The organism is Priestia sp. P5_B4, from assembly GCF_056400385.1.
In genome coordinates this window covers 1-3781 of the sequence record NZ_JBFULJ010000356.1, presented here as the reverse complement: position 1 = coordinate 3781, position 3781 = coordinate 1, and the positions used below count along the sequence as shown (strand labels likewise).

5 protein-coding genes are annotated in these 3781 nt (G+C 37.9%); 1 reads left to right on the top strand and 4 read right to left on the bottom strand.

Annotation, left to right across the window (positions count from 1 at the left end; translation table 11 throughout):
* Positions 1-163 precede the first annotated feature (163 nt).
* Positions 164-415 (bottom strand): YpmP family protein, encoded by a 252-nt coding sequence (locus AC1DRF_RS19220; RefSeq protein ID WP_013058743.1) that lies wholly within the window; start codon positions 413-415, stop codon positions 164-166.
* 161 nt (positions 416-576) lie between these two features.
* Positions 577-1848: a threonine ammonia-lyase IlvA gene (ilvA, locus tag AC1DRF_RS19215; RefSeq protein WP_013084697.1), complete on the bottom strand. Its 1272-nt coding sequence runs from the start codon at positions 1846-1848 to the stop codon at positions 577-579.
* Positions 1849-2079: 231 nt separating this feature from the next.
* On the opposite strand from ilvA, the gene AC1DRF_RS19210 reads away from it, so the two are divergent.
* Positions 2080-2340 (top strand): hypothetical protein, encoded by a 261-nt coding sequence (locus AC1DRF_RS19210; protein WP_427075171.1) that lies wholly within the window; start codon positions 2080-2082, stop codon positions 2338-2340.
* 234 nt (positions 2341-2574) lie between these two features.
* Here AC1DRF_RS19210 and AC1DRF_RS19205 read toward each other — a convergent pair whose 3' ends face one another.
* Both AC1DRF_RS19205 and AC1DRF_RS19200 read right to left on the bottom strand, forming a co-directional pair.
* Positions 2575-3060 carry a dihydrofolate reductase gene (locus tag AC1DRF_RS19205; protein WP_102812953.1) on the bottom strand — a complete coding sequence of 162 codons (486 nt, stop codon included), beginning with the start codon at positions 3058-3060 and terminating at the stop codon, positions 2575-2577.
* A partial coding sequence (locus AC1DRF_RS19200) for a thymidylate synthase (protein WP_477741418.1) occupies positions 3057-3781 on the bottom strand: 725 nt, incomplete at its 5' end. The genes AC1DRF_RS19200 and AC1DRF_RS19205, both read right to left, overlap by 4 nt.

The window sequence follows — 3781 nt, the reverse complement described above, 5'->3', positions numbered from 1 at the left end:
CCCCTATAAGATGCATTGCAGACTAGTATAACATGAACACTTACAACAATATAGTTATAATAGAATGCAAGTTTTGCTAATTCGTAAAACGCATGTTCAACCTTTTATATCAACAAAAAAAAGTTGACTCTGCTGAAATATTCAGAAAAGTCAACTTTTACGTTTATGCATTATGTTTTAATACATGAGACTTAAAGAGCTGTTCGTAATCTTTCCATTTCAACACGCGTTTTAAATATTCTTGAAACGAGTAGGTTTGCTTCGGAACTGATTCGTTCGTGATTTGTCTAATAAATAAATCAAGTTTTGCAGATAACATGAACCGAAACGTGCTATTTTCCTCTAAAACTGGAATTTCAGTAATTTTTACTTTTTGACCACTGACATGTTTAAATTCAAGGCTTTTTAATAGCAAGGCGATCAACCCTCTTTTTACCCGTTTATTTTATTATAATGCTTCAGGCACTTTCTGTCTTGATAAAATAAAAAGAAAACACAAATATTTTTTAAAATAAAAATGCTTCATCAACTTATTCGACAGTTGATGAAGCATTCCTTTTTAAAATGAGCTTCTATTTAAATAAATAAGTGAAACAAGTTGCTTTCTTTATTAATTTCTGTGTAAGGGAATCCCTTTTTATCCATACGATTAATCAGTGGATAATAATCTTCTTTATGCTTGAGCTCAATTCCCACAAGTGCTGGTCCACTGTCTTTGTTATTCTTTTTCGTATACTCAAAGCGCGAAATATCGTCTGTCGGTCCAAGCACTTCGTCTAGAAACTCACGAAGAGCTCCTGCGCGTTGAGGAAAATTAACGATAAAATAATGCTGTAATCCTTCATAAATCATTGAACGTTCTTTGATTTCTTGCATACGTCCAATGTCATTGTTTCCTCCGCTGATGACGCAAACAACCGTTTTTCCTTTAATTTGCTCACGGTATGAGTCAAGAGCAGCAATCGAAAGAGCTCCTGCTGGTTCTGCTACAATCGCATTTTCATTGTATAGAGATAAAATGGTTGTACAAACCTTGCCTTCAGGAACAACTACAATATCGTCCACAAGCTCTTTACTGATGTCGTACGGAAGCGTTCCAACTGTTTTAACAGCTGCTCCGTCTACAAATGGATCGATTGCCGGTAGCGTCACTACATTTCCATTTGCTAAAGATGTCTGCATGCCAGGCGCGCCTGCTGGTTCTACCCCAATCACAGCTGTTTGAGGCGAGATGCTTTTTACGTATGTGCCGACACCGGAAATTAATCCGCCCCCGCCGATACCCGCAAATACGTAGTCAATTTCATCTTCACAGTCATTGAACATTTCAACGGCTACTGTACCCTGTCCTGCAATAACGTCTACATCATTAAATGGGTGGATAAATGTTCGATGTTCCTCTTCACTGCATGCAATAGCTTGTTCATAAGAATCATCAAACGTATCTCCGATTAGTACGACCTTTACGTTATCTTTGCCTAAAAATTTCACTTGATTAATTTTTTGGCGCGGCGTTGTGCTCGGCATAAAGATTTTACCATCGATATTTAAATGACGGCACGCATATGCTACACCTTGTGCGTGGTTTCCTGCACTTGCACAGGCAATTCCATTTTCTAATTCTTCTGGGGATAACTTTTTGATTCGATTGTACGCACCGCGAATTTTAAATGAGCGCACCACCTGTAAATCCTCACGTTTTAAATAGATATTACATTCATATCGTTCAGACAAAACGTCATTACGCTGTAGTGGTGTATGCACAACAACATCTTTAATCAATTGATTTGCAATCATGATGTCCTCTAAATGTACGTGTTTTGTTCGATTATCTACTTGTTGTTTCATAACCAACTTCCTTCCTCTTCTACCATTATTAATTTGTACATTATATCACAAAAAATTTAGAAAAATCATTATTTTTCATTAATAATAACTAAAAAAACTTTTCCAACTATTTTACTGTCCACATACTTTACATATGTTTAGCAAACGCTAAATAGACTTACAAAATTGCCCATACTTTCTATATGCAGCTGATGCGATAACAGGTATAAATTAAGAAAGGTTGTGGAATAAATGGATTTTTCGCTTCAAAGTCATGAAAGTGCCGTTCCATGCGAAATAGTTGCAGATGAAGAAAACGGTAGATACATGCTTCGCAAAGCAGATACGAGCGGAGAAGTTTTTAATACACCAAGCGAGCTGATTCAATGGATTGAAGCTAACTGGAGCCCTGAACAGTTTGTGAGCCCAGCGGCTTTTCACGAAATGATAAAGCAATTAAAATCAATATATAAAGAGATTGAAATATACGGAAATCAATCTAAAGACGAATAAATGGAGTATAGAAGCTAGCTAATAGGAGGTGCTTGTTACACCGCATTTGATTTCCATGCGAGACTTCGCTTTCCGCGGGCGGGCGGTGAGCCTCCAATCAACTGCTAAAAGCACCTACATACATGAAATCTACCTTCACCCTTATAATGAAAAGATCCGAACGATTCAACGTTCGGATCTTTCTTCGACTAACATACTTTGTACCAGACTCGCGTTTTTTATAAACAAAAGAGATCAGCTTCGCTCGTATAAGGTAAAATAATACGTGTAGGGATTTTTTTCATCTTTAATTCCTTGCTGCTTCGAAATAACTTTCCATTCGCTCAGATCAATCGCAGGAAAATGTGTATCTCCTTCAAAGGATTCTTCAATATGCGTAATATAAAGTCGGTTTGCAACGTCTAATGTTTGCTCATACAGAGTAGCTCCGCCAATCACGAACAGCTCGTCTTCTTTTTCAGCATCTAATGCTTCTAGTTCCTCAACTGAATGAATAACGGTTGCTCCTTCTTGCTGATAATCTTTTTGACGCGTAAGAACCACATTTTCGCGATTAGGAAGCGGTCGTCCAATTGATTCAAATGTTTTTCTTCCCATTACAATCGTATGACTCGTTGTGATGCGCTTGAAATACTTTAAATCTTCCGGAAGACGCCATGGCAAATCATTCTCTTTACCGATCAGCCTGTTTTGATCCATTGCGACAATGAGGGAAATCATACGCTCACAGCTCCTTTGATGTGAGGATGCGCATTATAGTCTACTAACTCAAAGTCTTCAAATTTAAAGTCAAAAATTGATTTTACGTCTGGATTGATTTTCATTTTTGGCAAAGCATGAGGCTCACGCGTTAACTGCAGGTTTACTTGTTCAATGTGATTGCTGTAAATATGCGCATCGCCAAACGTATGAACAAAATCACCTGGCTCTAAATCACACACTTGTGCCACCATCATTGTAAGCAGCGCATATGAAGCAATATTAAACGGTACGCCTAGGAAAATATCAGCTGAGCGCTGATACAATTGACAAGACAATTTGCCGTCCGCTACGTAAAACTGAAATAAGCAGTGACACGGCGGTAAAGCCATATTGTCTACATCAGACACATTCCAGGCGCTTACCATTAAGCGGCGAGAATCAGGGTTGTTTTTAATTTGATTGATAACATTGGTAATTTGATCAATTTTTTCTCCGTCCGGCGTTGGCCATGAACGCCACTGATGCCCATACACAGGGCCAAGCTCGCCGTTTTCATCCGCCCATTCATTCCAAATGCGCACGCCGTTATCTTGTAAATACTTAACGTTTGTATCTCCTTGTAAAAACCAAAGCAATTCATGAATAATTGATTTTAAATGAAGTTTTTTTGTCGTTAATACCGGGAAACCTTCTTGTAAATTAAAACGCATTTGATAGCCAAATGTGCTAATTGTACCTG